Below are 20454 nucleotides of genomic sequence, written 5' to 3'. Positions count from 1 at the left end.
GACTGCACACCACCAGACACCGTTGGGTTGTGGTGGGGGTAATTCTGGTGGTTCTCTTTCCTCCTTTCTTCTTTTTTTTTTGTCCCCCCGCCTCTTTCCCCCCCCCCCCCCCCCCACGCTGGGGGTGTGCGTCGACTGCTAGCCGCCGTAGGTCTCGATGACCTGCAGCTCGACGGCGAGGAGGCGGCTGATGCGGGTCACGATCTCGGCCGGGACGGCGATGGTGGCGCCGTTGTAGCCGTCGGCGTCGAAGATCGTCATCAGGGCACCGCCGGGGGCCGCGGGGTCGGCGCGTCGCAGGCCGGACAGATCGGAGATGAGGCCGTAGAGCTTGTCCGGCCCGTCCTCCTGTCCTTCGGGAGCTGGGGCCCCGAGCGGGTGACGGCCGCCGTAGCGGATGGCCGTTGCCTGGAGGTAGCGCTTGGTGTCGTTGATCATCTGGTGAAGGTCGGGGCCGTGGTGGACGACGGCGATGTGTTCGGCTACGCCCTCGTGCTGCACGTGCCACTGCTTGACCTGGTCGGCACGGCTGGGAAGGCCCTCGGGTCCTCCGATGATCAGGTGCGTGGAGTCCGGGAGGTCGACTCGGATGAGGAAGCCGACGCCCTGAATGGGGACGACGTTCCCCCTGATGCCCTGCTCGTGCAGTGCGGTGAGGACGGGTGCGTACTGGGGGCCGATCTCATCGGCCGAGTAGGCCATGCTGATCGCCCAGTCCACGAACGGTTTGGCGTCGATGGTCCAGGGCAGTTCACCGCGGTCGACGACAGCGTCCTGCGGGTTGCGGCGCATCCAGAGCAGGTTCAAGACCGGGCGGGACACAGGCTTGGGCGGCGCGGGCCACAGCGTCACCTGGTCCCCAGAGCTGGGGAGGGTGAATACGACCTGCTTGCCGTAGAGGCCGGTTGCATCAAGCTGTGCGCGCTCCCGGATGGCGGTCGCGAGGTCGGTCATGGAAATGGGGTTTTCGGTCACGTAGGTGACTCCATTCCGGAGCGTGGGTTCCTGGGGGCTTGCCCTGCCCCCATCGGAATTGAGGTTCTTGAAATCACGTCAATGTTCTGCGGATTCAAATTGAGCGCTCTGTGGAGTTTTCAAGGATCGGTAACCGGGGTGGATCTATTTTTTGTCGAGCTTGGCGGGCGAACTTTCGGTTTTCATTCCCGCCCCTTTTCGACATAGGTAAATCTACGTTTCTTTGGGTGGTGGGTCAACCTCAGAACACGAGTATCGGGAGAGGAGTTGGATGCATTTGCTTGCCGGTCGAGTTGCGGCCGAGGTTTCCCAACTATGCGGCCTGCACTCGGCCACGGTGCGGTACCGACTGCCGTGTGGTGCCGTTGAGTACCCCCTCCCCTTCCCGGCGAAAAAAATGAGGGGCCCGAACGGGAGGGGTGCAAGGATGCGGCGAAGCCCGTCCTTGCACCCCTCCCGCCGAGGGCCCCACACTCGGAAAGCCGGGAAGAGGGAATGCCCTGGCCGGCTCGCCGCGACGCCGAGGGAGTAAAGCCGGGCAGTGCCGTCTGCGGCTCAGACGGGGAGCCTGAGCTGTCGGCAGGTCTCCCGCCACAGCTTCTCGAAGTTGTCCTTCTGTTTCTCGATCACCCCGCTCGGGGCGATTGCGTGGAACTCCTCAACGGTGGGGAAACGTGAACCGCGTGAGACGGCCTGACTGCGGACATGGCCAAGGGGGTGCAGGAGTCCTTCTTCGACGTGCTCGCCGCCGTCCTGGGCGCGACTGCGTATGAGGCGATCGACCTGCGCGCGCGTTCCCCTGAAAACGACCTCGACTGACCGGCTCGCCTTCCCCTTCCGGGACGCGTCGCGGCACGCTGGCTGCGGTTCGCGGCAGACGGCTCCGTGCCACTGCACGCACGGCGGTGTTCGCTCGCCCGTGTCGGGGTCGAGGCAGCCGGGCCACGGGGAGCGGCAGGATTCGCCGTGCCGCTCTCGGCAGTTGTCGGTGCGGGCCGCTGGGAACACGCGGCGTATCCGGTACAGAGCCCATTCCGCGGAAGCCAGGTGGTCCTCCAGTGCCTGGAGCGCCGCGGTGTTGCCGTCCTCGGCAACCCGGTCGTACAGGGTCTCCTTCGGGTAGAACGAGCCGTTCTCGTTCAGCGCCATCGACGTGTACTCCAGGGCCAGCACCTCGACAGCCTGCTGAGGGTGGTCGCGCAACCGCGCCATATGGGCTGGCCGGGAGGCGCACGAGCCCGAATAGACACAGAACGTGCAGTACGACTTGGGCCACCAGAAGCCGAATTCGGCGAACAGCCGGGTCTCCACGACGTCGCGGTCCCAGCCCTGCTCGATGAGCGGGTACTCGACAGTGCAGATGGTCCTGCGGGCCTTGGTGTTCTCCTTCTGCTGGCACGCGTCATACGTTGTGGCCCGCTTCCCCTCGCGGGCGTGGTAGCCGACGATCTTCCGGAACGGCCTGTCGGGGAACTCGGCCAGCCCCCACTGGTCCAACGGCCAACCCTTGTATTTCAGCGAGCACGTGTTCCCGCCGGCGGCCTGGACGACGGTGCCGTTGAGCGAGAGCTCGTCCATAAGGGTCCAGCGTCCACGCGGGATGAACTTGTGCGGGGCGCGGGAGTCGGCAAGGACTTCCCAGCCGTCCGCTTCGTACGGACCGCACCGCGCGACCTGGATATACCGCACCCGATGCCGCCGGAGGAGGGGAAAGATGTGTTCCTCGATGAGCCTGATGGTGTCCCCCCATTCCGAGCCGACCGTGGCAGTGATCACGATCAGGTCGGAGAGGTCCGGCTCCAGGCCGTAGCTGAGAGGGGCGCGCAGCATTTCAATCAAGATCAGTGTCGAATCTGCCCCCAATCCGTAGGACAGAACGGTCGGCGGCTTGACGCCGACCACAGTGGGGAGATGCTCGTCCCAAAGGTCGAGTTGGAGCACTTCGGGGCTATGGGCACCCATGTGATGTCTACCTCTTGCCGAAGGTGGGTTCCGGGGGCCTTGCCCTGCCCCCGTTACGACGTAGGTGAATCTGCGTTCGGGTCCGAGCAGGTAGGGCACGTCCTGGCGATGCCGCTGCTCTCCGTCAGGTGCGAACGACCGCCCGCAGTCCAGGCGTTGGGCACCGGATGCCGCCCGCGCCGTAGGCGGGCGGCATCCACTCGGCCGGTGTCAGGTCGTCGGCCGCCTGGCTGCCTCGGTCCGACCGGCAGCCGGTTCCGACGGCCTCACGTCATGGGCTAGTCGGCCGTGAACCGAACGCTACGGACCGTGGTGCCGTCCCAGGCACTTGCGTTGCCGTGGGACTTGATGTCGGCTGTGAATCGGGTTTGCGCGACTGCGCGGGCCGCAGCCTCGGTCGGGGCCTCGTCTGCTGGGATCGAGTACTCCCATAGCCCGTCGTCCCCGCCGTCGTCGGGGTGCTGGAACTGGATCACCCATCGTCCGGAGGAGGCGAACACGACTCCGCCGTCGAGCGTGATCTGCATGGGCACGGAGTCCTCGCCCCAGAGCCGGATGCCGATCTCGGTGAGCCCGTCAAGGTGGACGGAAACCCGCAGTACTTCGGCTTCGTCGATGTAGAAGAAGCCGGTGGCCCCTGCGATGGTGACGTTCGGGTGGCAGGGCATCTCTGGGTCGCTGTAGTCCGCGGCGGAGAAGTGGGCGTTCAGGTTCAGTTCCCGGCACACGGATGACTCGCCCTCGTCTTCGGCGTTGGCCAAGTGCTGGCGGATGGCCTTGGCGACGTCGCGGGCGACGTCCTCGGCAGGTTCCTCGGCGGGCGGCTCAGGGAAGCGGGCGATCTCGCCGAAGAAGGCGAATTCGCCGAATTCACCGAAGCGGTCGAGAACGGCCTCCAGAACCAGGTGACCGTGGTCGTCGACGTGGAGGGTGAAGGTGCCGGTCTCGGGCGCTGTCAAGCGGCCGTTGACCCCGTATGGGCCGCGCTCGGCCGCCCAGTTGCCGCCGAGGATCCTGGCAGCGCGCTGCGCGATGGCTGCTGGAGTACGCAAGATCTAGCTGATCCCTTCGTTTCCGGTGGGAGTTCGCGAGGGAGCGCGGTCGGCATGGCGTCTCGCTGACGTAGGCGCCGGGCCGACGGGCCGGGCCCGCAGCCGGGGGCCGGGCAAGGTGACAGCCCTGGCCCCCGGCGGGGCGTGGTGGTCAGTCGAGGATGATGAAGTTCTCGGGGTGCTCGATGGCCATCTGGAGCATTGCGGCGTCAGGGCCGCCCTTCGCCATGATCAGCGTGCCGCCGAAGCGGGTCATCTGCTCCTCTGTCAGCTCGCTCTCGCCGTGCTCGGTGAGGAATTCATCGACCGCGTCGAGCACGTCGTCGGGGTGGGTGAACTGGCCAGCCATTCCGAGCAGTCCGGCCGGCGAGCCGTCCTTCCACAGCTGCGCAGAGAACGAGCGGAAGACCGGGTCAAAGACCGCCTTGAGTTCGGTGGTCTCGTTCAGCCGGATCGGCGACTGCAAGTCCTTCAATTCCATGGGGACTCCTGGTCGAGAGTGGGTTCCCGGGGCCTTGCCCTGCCCCGTCCTTACATAGGTAAATCTATCTTTTGATGGTGAGGAGGTCAACTTGAAAAGGGGCTCTGTGCTGGGTAAATGCGACCGCTGGTGGTTTCTGTAGTTCGCTTCCGCCCTGTATGTCGCAGTCGGGTGGCGGGCTTGACCAGGTGTGTTGGGTTGCCGTGGAGATCGGCCCCCGGCCCCTCCCGGCGAAGAGAGATTTTGGGGGGCCGCCGGACGGAGTGCAGGGGAGGACGGTCAGTTTTTCTCCGTGACGTAGGAGCGGAGAAAAACTGGGCGGCCGACCTTGCGCGCAGTCCGCTGCGGTCTCCCACAATCGACAGCCGGGAGGGACATCACCCGCACTCGGCCACGCGCACCAATCACCCACCGGTCCGGACCCATTGCTGGGCCGAGCATGGCATTGCGGGCCGTACGCAGGTGATATTGATCTGGCGTCCCTCACTTAGGGACGGTCGATTGACGGAAGGGCGACTCCGGTGCCGACCGTTCCGGGAGCTCTATCACACGATGGACGGTCGACCAACTCGGATGCGCTCAAAAGCCAAGAGAGCTCATACTCCTTTCCCATGATGACCGCACAGCCAGCTCGCCGGTTTGGCCCTGACTTCGTGGCTGAACAAAGGCGCCGATACGGCCACCGCCGTCCTGAGGGCCGCCCCCTGTCCTACGACCTCGCCGTAGAAGACGAATACGAGCACTGGCGGGCTTGGCTGGACGCGCAGTTGGCGCTGCTGCCGGAGAAGGATGCCGAGACGTACGCAAGGAACCTCTGGCGGGATCAGAACTTTTGGAGTGATCACATCGAACTTGCCGCGGGCGAGGCACTGCGAGCGTCGGGCCTCGGGGTGGAGTACGAACGACTCTGGGGCACGCAGACGCCGGACTGGACCGTTCTTGACGACGCTGGGGAGCCGCTCGCGCTGGTCGAGGTCCTGACGCATAGCCCGTCGAAGGAGATGTACGGGAGAATGCGGGCCTGGCACGACCTGGTCGAGCGAGTCAAAGAGATCCCTGTGCCCGTGGTGTTGACTGTGGCCGGTCTTAGGGACCGTCCTTTGGAACCGCCGGACGCTCGCACGGCGAAGAGGATCGCCCAGGACCTGCGCCGGTATCTGCTGTCTCCATTGCATCGGACGGAGTTCCCGAGCCAGGGCTACACCTTCCTCTTGCAGGCTGATCGGCAGACGGGGACGACGATGCGTGCGCCGGCGATGCGCACGATCCTGGTCCCGCCGAGCAGTATGGCCGGGGTCGTCTCGGCTCAGCCCCTGGTCGCGGGGATCGACGAGAAGGTGCGCAAGTACCGTGCCCTGGCTGAGGAGACCGGTCTGCCTCTGATCGTCGCCGCAGGCGCTGACAAGTTCACGGGCCTGGGCATTGAACAGCTCGACTGTCTCCTCAACGGCGAGCACACGGTGACCGTGCAGTTCAACTACGGCGACACGTTCATCCATGCCCCCATCGATCTCCAGCCCGGCAATCCGCCCCGGTGGGCGATGCCTCCGGAGCTGGCCGGCGTCCTCTGGGTGGACAACGAGTTCCCGTTCACGGCCAAATGGCGGCCGAACGCGACAGCTCTGAAGCCTGCGCCAGACCGCCTCACAGGAATTTGGAATCGCTCAAGGCCCGCGGGGTGAAGGGCCCCGACCGTGCTGAACGGAGGTCCTGCTCGCCGTCTACGAACCGAACCTCTGCTGCCGTGGCCCTTAATCAGCTCCACTGGCTAGCGCGGTTAGGTGAGTCTCCAGCCCATCGAGCAATACAACAGCATCATCCACAGTTACGTACGACATGCAGATCGAGGCTGTGGCATCGGACTCCACTTTTATCTCAAACTCGTCATATGTGGAGTCGTCGTCCCAGGAATAGGTTCCCGGAGGTGCGGCGGCAATTCCATCGGGACCCTCGTCAAACCAGTCGCATCCGAAGATGACTTCGAGTGTCCTGCCAAGAGCGTTCTGCGGAATCCCCTTGAAGTCCACCGTGGCACGCCCGTGATCATCGAAACCTACGAAGCCTGTTGCTTCGCCCGGACGCTCCACCCTCATCCGTGGATCACAACAACCCGTTGGGGGTTCCATACGCCCAAGACCTGGGAACGCGGCGGTAAAGGCGACCAGGGCGGCATCCTGCTGGGCGGTCCAGGCTGTGTGCCAGTCATCAAGGGCACGGCGGGCATGCGGCTGCATGGGCTCTCCGATCCATCACGATCGAGAAGGCCAAGGGGTATGGCGGTACAACTCGTTGCAGGCTGGTCCCGATCGCCTGGCTCGCCGCGGGGCCGGCGAGTGCTGTGGGCCGGGGCCTGTCCACTTACCCGGAGCTGTGTCCAGAACCGTTGGGTTTTTCCCGTGGCCCGGGCTCAGCGGGGCTACGGGGGTGTTGGGCGCGGCCTCGGTGCCGTTGTCGTGGCTTTGTCGGTTCGGAGACGAACCGCAGTGTCATCGATGTGTCAGGACTGAGCTGGATGGACAACGGGCCAGGGACAGCAGGCTGTTGACGGTCTCGGTGCATGTGCGTTCACCTCAAGGGCGTGTCGACGCCGCGGCAGTGGTCTCGGATCCGCGTAGAGCTGCCTCGGCCATCCGGCTCAGGACCTGGGTCACAGTGGCGTGGCCGACTCTGTCGGAGGGCAGTCTGTGCCCGGCGCCCAAGACGGGCGGGTGCAAGCGCGCGTTGGGCAGTTGCCGAGCCAGTTCACAGGTCTGGGACAGAGGGATCCAGTCGTCCAACTCGCCGGTGAGGATCTCGACTTGGTCAGCCAGTTCGTCGAGGGCGTGGAGCCTTGCTGAGGTGGTGTAGGTGCGCAGTGATTTCCACAGCTGAGCGATCTGCTCCGTGTGCGTGCGGCGGATGGCCTGCCGGCTCGGAGGTGGGGTGGGGTCCTGGTGCTGCACATCGGGGCGAAGGGCCCATGGGTGACGGCTCGGGAGTCGACGCCGTACGACGTCGGCGGCTGGCGGCAGCCAGCAGATGGGATACGAGTAGCTGGCACGAGCCGCAGCCTTGGCCCAGTGGAGCGGGTGGTTGCCCGGCACCAGTTGGGCCCTGCTGCAGGCTGTCGAGATCAGCGCGACGTGTGGGCGGCGGCTTCTGATGAGCTCGGGTCTATGGGCGGCCACGGTGAGGGTGGCCATGCCGCCCATGCTGTGCCCGGCAAGGACGATCGGGCCCCGGGGTGCTGTCGCGTTGATGACTGCGGCAAGGTCGGCGCCGAGCCGATCGATGGTGGGAGCAGATTCACCGGCTGAGGAGTGGCCGTGAGCCCGCTGGTCGTAGCGGACTACCCGGAGCCCGCGAGCCGCCAGCTCTCGGGCCTGGATACGCCACGCGTCCGCGGTCATCAGGAACCCGTGACTGAGGATCACCGTGGGGCCGGTCCGCGACGAACCATCCGTGTACACCATCAGTCTGGCGCCGTCGTCGGTCACGACCGTGGACCACTCCGTGCCGGACACCGCAACCGCCCTCACAGCGCGATCCGGAGTTCGAGCTCGTCGGCGACGTCCAGGCCGGAGTTCGGCAGCAAGCCGAGCAGCGCCATGTTGCGCACGTACGAGGTCTGGGGAAGGGCCGGACCACCGAGATGCTCGACGATGAGGAGCATCCGCCAGTTCGTCCACAGCGAGGTAACGGCGAGGGACTTGAATCGGGCGTCGCGGGCGAGGTCGGCAGCAAGATCGGCCAGTCGCGTACCGAGCCCACGCGACTGGTAGGCATCCGGAGAGCGGTCGGCGACCAGCATCGCCACGTCGCACACCTCCGGTGCGTTGGAGCGCTCGACCATCGACGCCATGGCCACGACGCGACCAGATTGGTCCGGGGTGACAAGGAGGACCCGACTGCGCGGGCTGTCCGCCATGCGCAGCCACTCGGCGGCGGAGAATCCGGGACGGCGGGCTCCGTACCGTCCGACGAGGCTCGCGGTGCTGCAGCGGGTGTGCAGGTCCTCGACGAGCGGGTAGTCCTCGACGATCGCCGCGCGGGTGTACGCGACCGTGCCGTCGTCCAGGATGAAGGGCGTGTCGTGTCTGACATCAGTGAGTAGCGGGGGCACTGAGGAGATCTCCAATGCAGCGTCGGATGTCTTCATGCGGCTGGTCAGGAGCAGCCGGCGGTGTTGCGCGAGGTCAGCCCCCGAGATGACCGGTAGCGCTCCGCAACCGGTCTGTCCTGCGAAATCCTCCGAGCCGGTACGCCACGACCTCGCCGGCTGCTGCCCCGGTGATGACGGAAGACAATGGCCCGTGCGTGAGGCCGACGATCTCGATGCCGACCAGCCTGGTAGATCCCGGCACGACGAGAAGCAGGAGCCTGGAGGAAGGCCTTGTGCATGGCGCCTACTCCTCCACGCGGATCAGCGCGTCGACGGTCGGCCCGCTCGCGCGCTCCACTTCGGCATTCAGCCCTCGCAGGATCGACAGCATCCGTTGGTTGCCGCGTCCCGTCATGGCTGTGATGGCCCGGCAGTCGAGGGTGTAAGTGCGCGCGAGGTTCACCATGTAGCCCGTGAGCACCGTGCCCAGCCCTTGTCCCTGCCAGGAGTCCTCGACGAGGATGCCGAGTTCTCGGACGTGGGGGGCTGACGTCCGCAGCAGGTGGGTGACTGCGATGACTCGGGACCGATCATGAACCGGGGTGGTGATCAAGGTCGTGCCGTTCGCCCGGTCACAGAGGTGCCACCACTCGCGGGTCGTCACGGCCTGCCGAGCTGCGTTGTAGCGGGCATAGCACGAATCCAGCGAGCACCTGGCATGCATCTCGTTGACCTGGTCGAGGTCTTCGACACGCGCCAACCGGGTCAGCGTCACCCGATTCTCGCGCGTGGTCATCTGCAGCGGCGTGGGATCGAGCAGCAGCGAGGAAACTGGCAGCTGCGGCACGGCGGAGGCGGGCTCTCGTGCATCTCGGGTCAACCGAGAGCGGTTGTCGCTGTGACCAGTGACTTCCGAGCCAGTGCCGTTCTTCGTCATCCGGTCTTCCTCCTGCCCCGGTGCCGTTTCCCTCGCGACTTGCTTCGTGGGCGTCCGGTCAGCTCTTCACGGGCCATTCCAGGGGCTCCTTGTAGTAGCCCTGCGTGAGCTCCACCGCGCTCGCCTGCTGACCCTCAGGGATGAGGAAGGCGGTGCAGATCCGCTCCGACCGCCCCGCCGCGAGCTTCTTGTCGCTGTCGAAAGCTGGGCAGTTGGGCCATTTCGCCTGGCCAAGGAGCACGATGAGGGCACGCGTGCGCTGGCCACTGCTGGTCTTGATGACCAGGTCGTCGTCCATGTCACCAACGCGCATGGGCTTGCCGCCCTCGTGGGTGAGCGTGGACCAGACGAACACAGGGACCTGCGGTCCCTCCTTCGCGTCCCTCTCCAGCCCGGAGTTGTCCACGTCGGCTGCAGTGCCGGTCACCACCTTGGTAGGCGTGACCCTGTAGGTGGCGCCGGCAGAGTCCTGCATGGTGCTCTCCTGCACCGGACTGGCCTGGCCGAGACGGAACGTCGTCTGCTCCTGTGCCGTGCTGGAGGCGGAATTCGGGCGCCCTGCTGCCGAATCGTCGTCGCTGCATCCGGTCAGCACCACAGCCAGGGCCAAAGCACCGATCACCGTCGGCACAGCACGAGTCCACCTACGCATGTCTTCCTCGCTTCTCCGATTGAGGGCCTGGCCGGCGGCGCTCCTGGCACGAGACCCGGCCTTCTCTTGGCGGCGCTGATCTCGACATGGGCAGGACCGCGACGGCCTACGGCGAAGAGCCGCCACACGTTTCGCCTGGTCCTCCGTGGTTCCGTACACGTATGTCGTGCGCTCGTCCCTGACCAACTGACTCGTCGGAGTCCCAGTTCGTCGCGTGTGTTTCGTCTCGCATTACTGCCGGTTTCTCGCTGCGGCTGCACAGGCCGTCGCCGCGCAGCCGCAAGCGCCCCGGCCCGCGGGATGGCGGGTCAGTCCAGCTGCATCGGTGTGTTGATGTAGATGCGAGCCACCCAGCCCGTCTCGCCCTTGTGTACGCCGGACTTGACCTTCACGTATCCCCAGCTCTTGCCGCTGCCGGTCGAGCCCTTGTTGCAGTCCCAGTAGACCCGCGTGTTCTTGGCGAGCTGACCAGTCGCGGTGTACTTGGTCCCTGGCCCGGTGCGGAACCGAACGGTGGTGGAGACGGTGGTGTTGAGCTTCACCGACTCGGTGCAGGCACTGCGGCCGACCTTGGAAGGGGCGGCCGTGGCGGTGGTCGCCGTCGCCGCCACACCGGCCGTCACCGATAGGGCCAGCACGGCCGAGGCGGCCAGACGCGTAGGAGTGCGGAGCGTCATGAGAGTCCTCTCGTCAGATGAGTTACTTGGGCTTTGCCGGATCGGGAGGCGTGCGAAATGCGGCCCAGTCCGGGCGTAGGGATGAGGTGCCGCACCGATCGGGTGGTGTGGCACGGGGCCTGGCTGAACGTCAGGCAGACTTGATGCGCTGGCTTGTGCGCTCGAACTCCCGCATGCAAGGCCGGAGTTTCGTGTCCCGAGTAGCAGCCTTGAGGTCCGTGCTGCCTCGGTCGTTCGGTCCCGCGAAAGCCGCCCGGATGTAGATTCCGGATGGACTTGTCGTGCTACGGGCACTCGTGTCGGTCGGGATGACCTCACGGCACGGGCCTACATTTCGCGCGGGCTCCGCGGGCGCCGGGGACCACTGTTCTGAACAGTGGTTTTCCGGCTGGTCCCGCTCTGTATCGTCGGGCCGTTGTCCCGCCCCCGTGTCGGTTTCCTCGGGACGAGAGCTCGATGCGGCGGAGCAGGTGGTGTTTTACCTGCGGTTTCCGGGTGCGGTGTGGGATCTGATACCGCACCGACATCGGAACCGGGAGTCCGACGCGACAGACGGGACCCAAGCATCGGTTCCCTTGCGTCGCTCAGCCGGCCAGTTGGTAGAGCATGTCGCTGCGGATCCAGCCGGTGGTCCCCTTGGCCAGGCCCCCCTTCGAGCGCTTGGTCAACTTGCTGTAGTACCAGTTGCTCTTGCCACAGTAGATACGCAGGCGGTCGCCGTCGTAGAGCCGTCCCTTCGCCGTGTAGCCGGTACTCGGGCCGGTCCTGTAGTTGACTCCGTCCCCATCCACCACCCCCGTGAAGTCGGTCACGTTGTATGTGCACTTGGGAGAGCTGGCAGCGGACGCGGTCGGCGCCAGAGCTATCGCGCCCCCCGCGAGGAGAGCGGTGGACAGGGTCATGGCGGCGGTTCGGCGGAACGCGGTCATGAACGAGGACTCCCTCTTTGATGCGTACGACCTCAGGCCGCGCGACGCGGCCTCATCAACAGGTGTTTATGTTAAGTCGCCACTCATCCCTGGAAATAGCGTTCCTGCATCTAGTGTCTATCAACATGTGTGCATGAACGTGTGCCAGTGAGGTTGCTCCCCAGCAGGCAGGCATTGAAGAGATCAAGGTCGCCAAGCTCTCCACGGAGTCCGAACTACTCCTATCTGCCTACCTGGACCGATGACCGCGGCAGAAGGCCTTGTCCTCACTCGCACGAGCGACCTGGCCGTAGGCAGGGACGGTGAGGATCAGACACTTGGTAACTCTCTTTGCTGCCAAGGAAGTTGCTAAGCCAACAGCCCTGGCCGTCATGAGCGTGCGTGCATGGCAGGGCCGGTGAAGTCCGTTGCTGGCTGACGGCTCTGGCAGCGTGCCCTCAGCGGAGTCGCGTCACTGTGACTACCGCGTGTCTCGACGTCCCCGCCAGGACCTCGACGACGAGGTTCGGCGATGCCGCCATGTACGCCTCGCCTGTGTCCGTACGGCCACGCCCGGATGCCGGCGAAATGGCGAGGTGCGCAGCGATCTGCGCGGCCAGCGGCGCACCGAGCGCCCGGGAGAGCGCCGTACGCCCGTCCGGCAGGCGGACCGCTACCGTGCGCGGGCGTGCCGCCGGGCCCGTGTAGCCGATCACCTCCGCATCGACCGTCTCGGAATGCCGCACCTTCTTCCATGAGGAGGAGCGCCCCGGTCGGTATGGCGATGTCGAGAGCTTTGCGACGACACCCTCAACACCCGTGTCTTGGAGGGAGTTGGACCAGGCCTCGGCCACCTCTGCATCGTCCGTGGCCGAGACTGCCTGAATCCGTGACGGCGACGGAAGACCCGCCAGTACATCGAGCATGGCCCCCCGCCGGTACTCGTACGCCCGACTCCGTACATCCCCCGTCGGCAGTGCGAGCACATCCCACACGATGTACAGGGCCGGATGATCTTCCGACAGGCGCCGCGCCCGCGACGGCGACGACAAAGCGCGGGTCTGCGCAGCCTCGAACGAGATCCTGCCGTCCACCACAATGACCGCCTCGCCGTCCAGGACGATGCCTGGCGGCAGCTCCATCCCAGCGAGAGCAATGTCCATCCACGACGCGGTCACGTCCCGCCCGGAACGAGCCTGAAGCCGCACCGTGCCCGCCTCCCGCCACAGCACCGTGCGGTGCCCATCGAGCTTCACCTCGTACCACCAATTCGGTCCGACCGGCAGCCGGGGAACCAGCTCGGCGAGCGCCACCTCTACGGGGAACTTCACACGATCAGCCTCCGACCTCCGCGGCTGCACCGCCTGTCGACCTAGCCAGGGATCACCCGCAGCTCCGTGTCCGGGTTGCAGTGAGGGCATGCCAACTCCACGTCCGCGTATAGCGCCCGCTTCGCCTGCTCCTCCGAGATCGCCTTTACTCGAACGCCCTGCGCCATGTGGCATCCGCCCCGATGGATACGCGTCGGCGGACTCCCCGCGCCGATGCCCCGTTCCATCAGCCACTCAGGTGGCGGCGGGCGCCGCGCCTCGCCCGTGCGCCGCTCCGCCTCCCTGCGCTCCTCTGCGGCGATCCACGCATCCAGCTGCGCGAGGCTCGCCCGTGCCTGCTGCAGGACCACGCGACGCGCGAAGTGCAGGAGCTCTAGCCGGGACGGAAAGGATTCGTTCACATGTTCGAGTCTAGATTGGTTTTGGCTGGTCAGCGTCGGGGAATCTGATCGCTTGCGCGTCCCACCGGTACATCCGCTTGTACGTCACCATGGTCTGCCAGTCCGGCTCCCAGAATGGCACCTCGACTGTCATCACGGCCCGGTCCTCGGTCGGGCCGTTGTAGTGGCACAGCAGCTGGCAGCGGTGCCAGCGGCCTCCGGCGCGCACCTCCGCGTCGCGGTGCGGCTGGAAGGTGGTCCAGTCGCCGGTGAAGCAGTCGGACATCTCCCCGACGCCGATACGGTGTGCGTCCCCCTCGTGCTGTTCCGTCTCGGCCGTCGCAGACGCCCCCCTGTGCCATTCGTTGATGAGGCGCATTCCGTCGGGATCCCAGTAGACCCACGCCATTCGGATGCCGGGGCGGCGCGTGTTCACGATGGTCAGCAGTGCGCGGCGGTCGGGCAGGTCGAGAACCTCCAGGATCTCCGTGCGCTCCCGTTGGCCGTCCCATAGCAGCTCAAGCCATAGCCCTGTATGGCTCGTCACCGTCTCCCGCCACCCCGGCACCTTCTCCGGGATTGGCACGGAAGCCTCTACCGCCTCACGCCACTCGCTCATATGTTCGAAAGTAGCGCGACTCGGTCTGTCCCGCGACCCCGGACGTCCGGTTGTGAGGGGGCAGGGTTTCGGCAACGTGACCCGGCTTACCTGACCACAGTTAATGAGGTTGGCACCGAATGGCGCAGGCCAGCGGTTCAGTCCTCTACCATGGTCAGCGCGGCAGACGAGCCGAGTGGACGGTCGCGTTGGGATCAATGTGTCCCGCCGAGGAACGTCCGGACTCCACAGGGCAGGGTGGTGGCTAACGGCCACCCGGGGTGACCCGCGGGACAGTGCCACAGAAAACAGACCGCCGGGGATTTCGGTCCCCGGTAAGGGTGAAACGGTGGTGTAAGAGACCACCAGTGCCCAGGGCGACCTGGGCAGCTAGGTAAACCCCACCCGGAGCAAGGTCAAGAGGGAGCACCCCGGTGCTCCTGCGCGGACGTTCGAGGGCTGCTCGTCCGAGTCCGCGGGTAGACCGCATGAGGCTGGCGGCAACGTCGGCCCTAGATGGATGGCCGTCGCCCCGGCCGCCGTGAGGCGACCGGGTGACAGAATCCGGCGTACAGCTCGACTCGTCTGCCGCTTCACGCCGGGCACTCGCCAGCGGACTGCAGGCGCGGCCGGGGGACGTTCACTAGCGGTGGCGCTGCGGGCGCGCCGGGTTCTGATGAGGCTGTTGCCTCTGGTCTTCCTAGGCGGCTCGCCTCCTCCGTTCCCCAGCGGGCTGCTCGCGGCGCTGAGGAGACCGGCGTGGTGGCTGGACTGAGCGCTCTCCGGCTACCGCAGGTTGAGCGAGCCTGGAGACGGCTCGCTCGTACGCCTCGGCCTGGTAGCGGGGCCCCACCGCGAGCACCTGCAGGCGTGGCCGCCGGTCGCGATCTCTGGGGTCGGGCACAGGATCGAGGAAGCGGTAGACGATGCGATAGCGGGGCGCGGCCCGATTGAGCCGTCGGCCTACGTCATTCTCCTGCTCGTCGAAGTACAGCTTCCAGCAGTCCCTGATTTCCGCTGGCCAGGAGTCGGGCATGCGTTCCAAGCGGGTGCCCTCGGCTTCACCGCTGGTCAGCTGCGCAATGCGGATGATGGCCAGTTTCTGAAGCTGGGGCTTCAGTTTCAGGATGTCGGCGCCGACCTGCGGTAGGTGGTCTCCTCGGTAGAGGTCGGACGCCGCCACGAGTTCTCCGTCCTACTGTCGTCAGTCCTCGTGCGCCGGCGCTCTGCCAGCCCGGAGGAGGTCGTCGGCGTGCTCGGGCTGCGTTTCGGCGACGAGTCGGGCCAGGGCTGCGGTGGTCAGCCCTTCTCCAGGGGGCGGAGCATCGGCCAGCCGGTTCGCTGCGAGGTCGCTGATGTCCAGGTCCTCGGCTCGCTCCAATCCCCGGCAAAGGGCGACGAACAGGTCGTAGGGCAGGACGACGGCCTCCGGCTCGCCGCCCTCCTCCTCTCCGACCAAGAGGGGAAGGGCTCGTTCGCCGCCCTGGCGGAACCCCGCCATTACCGTCCGGAGGGTGGCGGCAACCCGAGCGACGGAGTGAACTTCCTGATGTCCGCTCATATGTTCCACCCTAGCGATGAGCTTGCTGGTCGGCGCTTCGATTTCTGGTGCAGTCCGCTCAGCTGTCCCTGTAGGCCCGCGCGTCCTAGCCTGGGGTGAGCTTCGGTCACGACCTGAGCATCATGGCCATGGGCTCCGACAGATGGCTCAGTTTGGCGCTGAGCTTGGCGGCAGCTGCTTTGGTGGCCTCGATCACTGTGCCGGGTGCCTCAGGCATGACCGTCGCGGGCTTGAGCAAGAGGATAGCCCCCATGATCGCTTCACCCCACACGATGGGCGCCGCGCACGAGTTCCACAGAGGCATGCACTCTTCGTAGCCGAGGGCGTAGCCGCGGTCGCGGACGTCTGCGAGCGAGGCGAGGAGCTCATCGTCGTCGCGGTAGACGCCCGGACCGGCTTCGGCCGGAATCGGTTCGGCCAGAACCAGTTCCTGGATGGTCTCAGGGAGGTAGGCGAGGATGGTCCGGCCGCTGGCTCCGGTACGGAGCGAGCGCGTGATGGACAGGATGTCGAGGGCGGTCATACCGAGTTCCACCAGGTCCGAATCGCCCACGGCCATGTCTATGCACTGTCGCTGGGCGCCCCCGAAAGGTGCCAGCATGTATTGGAAGACCAGGCCGCCGTCGGTCGCCTCGCGCAGCTCCTCCAGGATCGCGTGCGTGCTTTCGTCCTTGGCCGGTGCGTGGGCGAGCGCGTGCATGCCGAGGTGCGCCGCAATGGCACCGAGTCGGTACTTGCCATGGCCAACGCGCTCGAAAAAGCCGCCGTAGACGCCGGACTGCAGGATGCGGGATGTCGTGGAGTCGTCCAGGCCGGCCGCCTTGGCTATCTCGCCTGTGCCGTGCACCTCGCCTCCGAGCTGAGCGAAGGCCTTCTGGACGCGCATGAATCTGTCGACGAGGCGTGATCCCGTCTCAGAGGTATTCGAGATTTCGTTGCCGGTCATGCAGCCGCTACCTCCCGTCGGGTGGGCCGCGCTCGCCGCCGGAGTGCGGCCCACCGAGTCCCTCACATGGACGCCTAGTTGAACGACGTCTCACGTCGCGCTCGTGTTCCAGACGGGTGGCAATTTGAGGAAAACTTGAGGTCTTAACTACCCGGCGGTATCCAGGCAGAGCTTTCCGATGTGCGTGCGAGAGTCCAGAGCAGCGTGGGCAGCACCTGCCTCGCTCAATGGATAGACCTGGCCGAGGACCGGACGCAGCGAGCCGTCCCGCACGGCGTCGAAAAGCGCGTTCATGCTGGTGGGCAGAGCGCTCCGGTCGCTGTACAGCGACGGCAGCCAGAATCCGATGACGGCGATTGAGCGCTCCATCAGCACCTTGGTCGACACGTCCGTCGTCTGGCCCGACGCGTATCCGTACACGGCCAGCCGGCCACGCGGGGCGAGGGCGGCAACGATGGAGTGGAAGGTGGGTCCGCCGGTCATCTCCAGGGCGACCTGGACCGGGCCGCCCGCAGCCTCCTTGATCTCCTCGGTGAGGTTCTCGCTGGTGGAATCGACGACTGCGTCTGCACCGAGGTCTTCTGCGAGTTGGCGCTTTTCCTTGGTACTCGCCAACGCGATCACCTTGGCGCCGATGCTCTTGGCCACCTGGACGGCTATGGAGCCCAAACCGCCCGCAGCGGCTGGAATCACCACGGTCTGGCCCTTCTGTACATCGGCGACGGTGTGCAGAAGGTGGTAGGCCGAGTTGCCCTGCAGGCACAAGGCCACTGCCTGCTCATCACTCACGCCGTCGGGCACTTCCCACGAAGTACGACGGTGAACGTGGGCCTGCTCGGCGTAGCCACCGCCCTGGGTGAGCCCGACGAAGCGCTTGCCTTCTGCCGTGCGGCCGACCACCTCGTTGCCGGGAATGTAGGGCAACGTCACGGGGGCCAGGTAGTCGTCTCCCCGCACGTGCTTGTCCGCGAAGTTCACCCCTGCGCGACTCACTTGCAAGAGATGATGGGCGCCTCGTGGCTCAAGGTCGGGAACCTCGACCATCCGCAGCACCTCCGGACCACCGAACTGCTCCATCCTGATAGCGCGCACACTTCTCCCTGTGGGCTGGATCTGGGCATGTCTGCCTTTCCAGACTATGCGATGGAGTTGACGCTCCCGTGGAGTGCCTGCAAGCACTCTCCGCTTCTCATGTGGTGAGAAAGGGAACCGGTTTCTCAGCGCTTGAGACGGGTTCAATGAGGGCGTTTCTCGCCACGTGAGAAACGTAGGTGCTGTGCGCGACTCTCTGTGTTTCCTCGTTGACGAAGGCATATTCGCGAGGGTAGGAATCAAAGCGCGGGGAGGGCGATCGTCCGCATCGACCGGGACGCCGCGCGCCGGATGGCTCGATGCTGCCACGCCTGGGATCCTGTGCCAGGAGGGCGGCCGGACTCTCCGGACCAGAGCAGAGTTTCACCCCGCATCGGCAGAGAGAAGAGCGCGTGTACTTACCGGGGAACGAGCCGCAGTCGCGCAACGCACAGAAGGAAAGAATAGACCGCGGGGGCGATAGCAATGACGGTGCCGGGCGGGAGCCGGCGGGAAATTCGAAACGGAGTGCTGGATAGGGATCCGAGAGGCGCGGAATCCCTGGATCCGCAAGAATTCGCGGATACTGTCGAAAACGGTGAGATCCGGCATAACGGAACACGGGGAAAGGTCCTCACCGGCCACGGCGAGGAGGGCGAGCGGGACGCTCCGAGCGGGATATGGCTCGCAACTGCGGACGGAACTGTGCTTTTCCATCCCGTCTCCGCAGGTGCGGACAGGCTCCAGGGCTGGTCAGTGCCAGAGGCTAACTCAGTGGAAGAAGCGGACGAGATGACACTCGATGCTGCAAGCCGGTTGATGCCCCTGCTTCCGCGTGAACTGATCGCGGAATACCTCCAGTTGGGTCCGTACCGCGATAGCGGCGACGCTGCTTAGGCCGGGGCAGGAGTGTGGGGCCGTCCCTTCGGGGGACGGCCCAACTCCTATGCCTTACCGCTTTCCAAGCGCCCAAGCTGCGCGATCATGGACAGGACGGCGTCCCTGCTCGACGGCAGCAATTCGTGGCACTGTCGCGCGATCTCGAACACGCCCTCGTCCTGGAGCGCTTGGAAGGCGTCGGGCTGGCTAAGGCCCCAAGTGACCGAAGTGATCTGCTCGTCAGTGAGCCCAGCCGCCGCTTCGAGTAGGCCTATCGTGCGGGGGAGAGCGTCAAGTAGTGAGGGCTTGCCTGCGAGGCTGCTGAGAGCCTCACGCTGCTCAGCCGTCAAGCGGGTCACCTGCAGGGCGATGTCCCGGACGTCTGTGTCACGCAGAATGTCGAGCGTCTGTAGCCGGCCGAGGAGGTCCGTGACCGCCTCCGGGCCGGCGTTGCCCTCCATGTTCTGCAGCCGGATCTGCTTGACGCCCAGACGCCGCAACTGCTCCAGGAGAGCCAGCTGCGCCTGTGCGTCGTCCTCGAAGGCCACCTCGTCATCGACGAAGTACGAGACGCGACGGCTGAAGAACTTCGAGAAGGCTTTCAGGTGCTTCAGGGTCACGTTGGTCCCTGGCTTGCCGGTACCCAGCTCCCAGAGGTACGCGCCCGAGACTGCAACGCCGGTCGCGTCGGCGATCTGCTTCGCCAGCGCGTCCCAGGACGGCGGCCTCCCGCCTTCAGGCGCGCGTGCTTCACGGAGCCGTGACAGTTTCTCCGCGAGCGTGCGCGGCGGCTCGTTGGCGCCGTCACCGCCGGTTTCGGGCATCGTCGGCCCCTCCCCCTCTCCTGTGTGGCTTGATCATTATGCGGAAGATACGCGAACCCTGTCGCCATCCACGCACGTGAATATCACTACGCGGGCGGGTCGCGTCAAGCGCTCTCGCGCTGCAGCTCTAAGCCTGCGGATAGGTCTAGTCCATCGGTGTGGATCCTACTGCCTGTGACCCTCTCACATGGTGAGAAGCGGCAGGTTGTCCTCGTCTTTCTCTCTACAGGTGTTTATGTGAATCTATCACATATCGGACCAATGGATGCCTTGCTCCGGCTTCCGAGTGACGGTGCATCCCGCTTCCATTCGCAACGGATTGCTCGTCGATCCTGCTCGTCACTCCGCCATCTCTCTCCATGTGTTTATGGAAGGGGGTCGACCTGTCGGGGATCGGTGGCTATTGTCGAGTCCTGTCATCTACAGGTGTTTATGGATGTGGAGGGCGGAGGCGCCCACATGCCCGCCGACCGTCATTGGACGGGGTGTGGATATGTCCTGAGGACGCCCGCATCCACGAACGCCGCCCGAGCAGTAGTGAGGGGACCACCTTGATCGTCCTGAACCGCCGCAGGGTTGCGGCAGGAGCACTCGGCCTCATGCTCGCCGGTGGGGGCCTGGCCGCTGCGCCGGCGGCGCAGGCGTACGACACCGGGACCATGAAGGTGTCGTGCAGTGCCGTGAAGTTCCACAAGAGCCCGAGCAAGAGCAGCACAGTGGTCGGCATCGGCTACAAGGGCGACAAAGTCCGGGTCGACCAGTTCGCCTACAAGGTCAAGGAGAAGACCTGGTACTCCCGGGGGACCGTGACGCGCCGATCGGACGGCAAGCGCGTGCGCGGGTACGCAATCTATTACTGCGTCAACCCCTACGAGGTCTCCCCGCCCCCGGCGTATCCGAAGCGTCCGTAACTCACCTGCGGCGCACTCGCTGAGACCAGGTCGGCGCTGTCGCGTTCTGGCTCGCCGACCCGCACAGACCAGTCGAGGACCCACCCCCCGTACGGTCCTCGGCTTCCCGAGGGGCGCCACCGCAGGCTGCGGTGGGGGCCCCCCCCCGTCCCACTCCCACCCTCTCCAACGTGGGACTCCCACGGTACAGAACACCCAATTTGTCTTTCGGGTTTTTGGGACGGCAGA

General features: G+C 65.7%; 21 protein-coding genes and 1 other RNA gene. 3 read left to right on the top strand and 19 right to left on the bottom strand.

Features of this window, described 5'->3' with window-relative positions; genetic code table 11:
* Positions 1–138: 138 nt before the first annotated feature.
* From ACZ4WS_RS45620 to ACZ4WS_RS45605, 4 genes are all read right to left on the bottom strand, one after another.
* A complete protein-coding gene (locus ACZ4WS_RS45620; RefSeq protein WP_467989786.1) occupies positions 139–975 on the bottom strand; it encodes a hypothetical protein in 837 nt (278 codons plus the stop codon).
* 555 nt (positions 976–1530) lie between these two features.
* The gene (locus ACZ4WS_RS45615) at positions 1531–3036 is read right to left on the bottom strand and encodes a hypothetical protein (protein WP_467989784.1); all 1506 of its coding nucleotides are present in this window, start codon (positions 3034–3036) and stop codon (positions 1531–1533) included.
* 179 nt (positions 3037–3215) lie between these two features.
* Positions 3216–3989, bottom strand: coding sequence for a hypothetical protein (locus ACZ4WS_RS45610; RefSeq protein ID WP_467989782.1), 774 nt, complete (start codon positions 3987–3989; stop codon positions 3216–3218).
* Positions 3990–4140: 151 nt separating this feature from the next.
* The gene (locus ACZ4WS_RS45605) at positions 4141–4470 is read right to left on the bottom strand and encodes a hypothetical protein (RefSeq protein ID WP_467989780.1); all 330 of its coding nucleotides are present in this window, start codon (positions 4468–4470) and stop codon (positions 4141–4143) included.
* Between the two features lie 611 nt (positions 4471–5081).
* Here ACZ4WS_RS45605 and ACZ4WS_RS45600 point away from each other — a divergent pair.
* Positions 5082–6152, top strand: a complete 1071-nt coding sequence (locus tag ACZ4WS_RS45600; protein WP_467989778.1) for a hypothetical protein — start codon at positions 5082–5084, stop codon at positions 6150–6152.
* 69 nt (positions 6153–6221) lie between these two features.
* Here the strand turns inward: ACZ4WS_RS45600 and ACZ4WS_RS45595 are convergent, their stop codons facing one another.
* The 10 genes from ACZ4WS_RS45595 to ACZ4WS_RS45550 form a co-directional block, all read right to left on the bottom strand.
* Positions 6222–6704: a hypothetical protein gene (locus tag ACZ4WS_RS45595; RefSeq protein ID WP_467989776.1), complete on the bottom strand. Its 483-nt coding sequence runs from the start codon at positions 6702–6704 to the stop codon at positions 6222–6224.
* A 336-nt stretch (positions 6705–7040) separates the two neighbouring features.
* Positions 7041–7973, bottom strand: coding sequence for an alpha/beta fold hydrolase (locus tag ACZ4WS_RS45590; protein WP_467989774.1), 933 nt, complete (start codon positions 7971–7973; stop codon positions 7041–7043).
* Positions 7974–7984: 11 nt separating this feature from the next.
* Positions 7985–8608, bottom strand: coding sequence for a GNAT family N-acetyltransferase (locus ACZ4WS_RS45585; RefSeq protein WP_467989772.1), 624 nt, complete (start codon positions 8606–8608; stop codon positions 7985–7987).
* Between the two features lie 247 nt (positions 8609–8855).
* Positions 8856–9488 carry a GNAT family N-acetyltransferase gene (locus tag ACZ4WS_RS45580; protein WP_467989770.1) on the bottom strand — a complete coding sequence of 211 codons (633 nt, stop codon included), beginning with the start codon at positions 9486–9488 and terminating at the stop codon, positions 8856–8858.
* Positions 9489–9546: 58 nt separating this feature from the next.
* Positions 9547–10119, bottom strand: coding sequence for a hypothetical protein (locus ACZ4WS_RS45575; protein WP_467989769.1), 573 nt, complete (start codon positions 10117–10119; stop codon positions 9547–9549).
* Between the two features lie 329 nt (positions 10120–10448).
* Positions 10449–10817, bottom strand: coding sequence for an SH3 domain-containing protein (locus ACZ4WS_RS45570; RefSeq protein ID WP_467989768.1), 369 nt, complete (start codon positions 10815–10817; stop codon positions 10449–10451).
* A 584-nt stretch (positions 10818–11401) separates the two neighbouring features.
* The gene (locus ACZ4WS_RS45565; RefSeq protein ID WP_187827139.1) at positions 11402–11746 is read right to left on the bottom strand and encodes an SH3 domain-containing protein; all 345 of its coding nucleotides are present in this window, start codon (positions 11744–11746) and stop codon (positions 11402–11404) included.
* A gap of 437 nt (positions 11747–12183) precedes the next feature.
* Positions 12184–13038 (bottom strand): ATP-dependent DNA ligase, encoded by an 855-nt coding sequence (locus ACZ4WS_RS45560; RefSeq protein ID WP_467989766.1) that lies wholly within the window; start codon positions 13036–13038, stop codon positions 12184–12186.
* A 59-nt stretch (positions 13039–13097) separates the two neighbouring features.
* On the bottom strand, positions 13098–13457 hold the full coding sequence (locus ACZ4WS_RS45555) for a DUF6233 domain-containing protein (RefSeq protein ID WP_467989765.1): 360 nt from the start codon (positions 13455–13457) through the stop codon (positions 13098–13100).
* A gap of 10 nt (positions 13458–13467) precedes the next feature.
* Positions 13468–14055 (bottom strand): hypothetical protein, encoded by a 588-nt coding sequence (locus ACZ4WS_RS45550; RefSeq protein ID WP_467989763.1) that lies wholly within the window; start codon positions 14053–14055, stop codon positions 13468–13470.
* A gap of 167 nt (positions 14056–14222) precedes the next feature.
* Here ACZ4WS_RS45550 and rnpB point away from each other — a divergent pair.
* An RNA gene (rnpB, locus tag ACZ4WS_RS45545) (RNase P RNA component class A) lies at positions 14223–14622 on the top strand.
* A 112-nt stretch (positions 14623–14734) separates the two neighbouring features.
* On the opposite strand, the gene ACZ4WS_RS45540 is transcribed toward rnpB, so the two are convergent.
* The 5 genes from ACZ4WS_RS45540 to ACZ4WS_RS45520 form a co-directional block, all read right to left on the bottom strand.
* Entirely contained in the window at positions 14735–15217 is a 483-nt protein-coding gene (locus ACZ4WS_RS45540; protein WP_467989761.1) for a hypothetical protein, read from the bottom strand.
* A gap of 21 nt (positions 15218–15238) precedes the next feature.
* The gene (locus ACZ4WS_RS45535; protein ID WP_467989759.1) at positions 15239–15595 is read right to left on the bottom strand and encodes a hypothetical protein; all 357 of its coding nucleotides are present in this window, start codon (positions 15593–15595) and stop codon (positions 15239–15241) included.
* 106 nt (positions 15596–15701) lie between these two features.
* The gene (locus ACZ4WS_RS45530) at positions 15702–16541 is read right to left on the bottom strand and encodes an IclR family transcriptional regulator domain-containing protein (RefSeq protein ID WP_467989757.1); all 840 of its coding nucleotides are present in this window, start codon (positions 16539–16541) and stop codon (positions 15702–15704) included.
* A 147-nt stretch (positions 16542–16688) separates the two neighbouring features.
* Entirely contained in the window at positions 16689–17618 is a 930-nt protein-coding gene (locus ACZ4WS_RS45525) for a quinone oxidoreductase family protein (RefSeq protein WP_467989755.1), read from the bottom strand.
* 938 nt (positions 17619–18556) lie between these two features.
* Positions 18557–19315, bottom strand: a complete 759-nt coding sequence (locus ACZ4WS_RS45520; protein WP_467989753.1) for a hypothetical protein — start codon at positions 19313–19315, stop codon at positions 18557–18559.
* A gap of 551 nt (positions 19316–19866) precedes the next feature.
* On the opposite strand from ACZ4WS_RS45520, the gene ACZ4WS_RS45515 reads away from it, so the two are divergent.
* The gene (locus tag ACZ4WS_RS45515) at positions 19867–20226 is read left to right on the top strand and encodes a hypothetical protein (protein WP_467989751.1); all 360 of its coding nucleotides are present in this window, start codon (positions 19867–19869) and stop codon (positions 20224–20226) included.
* Positions 20227–20454 lie beyond the last annotated feature (228 nt).

This window comes from Streptomyces sp. NPDC029292 (assembly GCF_055569295.1).
The sequence above is the reverse complement of the archived record's forward strand: the minus strand, read 5'-3'. Positions and strand labels throughout refer to the sequence as shown.

What these genes read in the sequence shown, in the direction of transcription:
- ACZ4WS_RS45605 (WP_467989780.1), bottom strand. Translation starts at nt 4,470, where the DNA reads ATGGAATTGAAGGACTTGCAGTCGCCGATCCGGCTGAACGAGACCACC.
- ACZ4WS_RS45600 (WP_467989778.1), top strand. Translation starts at nt 5,082, where the DNA reads ATGATGACCGCACAGCCAGCTCGCCGGTTTGGCCCTGACTTCGTGGCT.
- ACZ4WS_RS45595 (WP_467989776.1), bottom strand. Translation starts at nt 6,704, where the DNA reads ATGCAGCCGCATGCCCGCCGTGCCCTTGATGACTGGCACACAGCCTGG.
- ACZ4WS_RS45585 (WP_467989772.1), bottom strand. Translation starts at nt 8,608, where the DNA reads ATGAAGACATCCGACGCTGCATTGGAGATCTCCTCAGTGCCCCCGCTA.
- ACZ4WS_RS45580 (WP_467989770.1), bottom strand. Translation starts at nt 9,488, where the DNA reads ATGACGAAGAACGGCACTGGCTCGGAAGTCACTGGTCACAGCGACAAC.
- ACZ4WS_RS45570 (WP_467989768.1), bottom strand. Translation starts at nt 10,817, where the DNA reads ATGACGCTCCGCACTCCTACGCGTCTGGCCGCCTCGGCCGTGCTGGCC.
- ACZ4WS_RS45565 (WP_187827139.1), bottom strand. Translation starts at nt 11,746, where the DNA reads ATGACCGCGTTCCGCCGAACCGCCGCCATGACCCTGTCCACCGCTCTC.
- ACZ4WS_RS45550 (WP_467989763.1), bottom strand. Translation starts at nt 14,055, where the DNA reads ATGAGCGAGTGGCGTGAGGCGGTAGAGGCTTCCGTGCCAATCCCGGAG.
- ACZ4WS_RS45535 (WP_467989759.1), bottom strand. Translation starts at nt 15,595, where the DNA reads ATGAGCGGACATCAGGAAGTTCACTCCGTCGCTCGGGTTGCCGCCACC.
- ACZ4WS_RS45530 (WP_467989757.1), bottom strand. Translation starts at nt 16,541, where the DNA reads ATGACCGGCAACGAAATCTCGAATACCTCTGAGACGGGATCACGCCTC.
- ACZ4WS_RS45525 (WP_467989755.1), bottom strand. Translation starts at nt 17,618, where the DNA reads ATGGAGCAGTTCGGTGGTCCGGAGGTGCTGCGGATGGTCGAGGTTCCC.
- ACZ4WS_RS45520 (WP_467989753.1), bottom strand. Translation starts at nt 19,315, where the DNA reads ATGCCCGAAACCGGCGGTGACGGCGCCAACGAGCCGCCGCGCACGCTC.